Origin of the sequence: Mycetohabitans sp. B3, assembly GCF_021498065.1 — a bacterium.
Classification (GTDB): Bacteria; Pseudomonadota; Gammaproteobacteria; order Burkholderiales; family Burkholderiaceae; genus Mycetohabitans.
Genome location: NZ_JAHLKN010000093.1, coordinates 1 through 444, shown reverse-complemented (window position 1 = coordinate 444; position 444 = coordinate 1). Strand labels below are relative to the sequence as shown.

1 protein-coding gene is annotated in these 444 nt (G+C 61.5%); it reads right to left on the bottom strand.

The window, feature by feature from the left end:
- The coding region (locus tag KQH55_RS15715) for a condensation domain-containing protein (protein ID WP_235091622.1) at positions 1 to 444 on the bottom strand (444 nt) is incomplete at both ends.

Below are 444 nucleotides of genomic sequence, written 5' to 3'. Positions count from 1 at the left end.
CGGCATCACGTTGACCTTGATGCCCAATAGTGACTGCCCCGGCGCCAGCCCAAGTTGACGCTGCAGCGCTTCGCTCGGGTAGCGTTGATATTGCAGTGCGCTTTGGATTTCCTTCGCCGCCTGCCGCATCAACGACAATAAGTTGATCTCCGGCTCGAATCTGAACCGCAATGGAACCGTATTGGCGACCACGCCAGGAATGTGCCAGTCTGCCCCCAAGCGGGCAGTCACTGGAAAACCGAACACCACGTCCTGCGCGCCAGTCATGCGATGCACATACGCGGCCAGTGCAGCGCTCAGAAACTGCGCCAGCCGGCCCGCATCCAGCACATAGTCGTCTACCCATTGAATGGCCAGGTCAGTCGTCTGACGCAGCCGCTGCTGGAAAGCAGGGGCTGCGCGGCTTGCCAGCGTCGCCGGCTCAGGCCAATGGGCGCAGTGCTT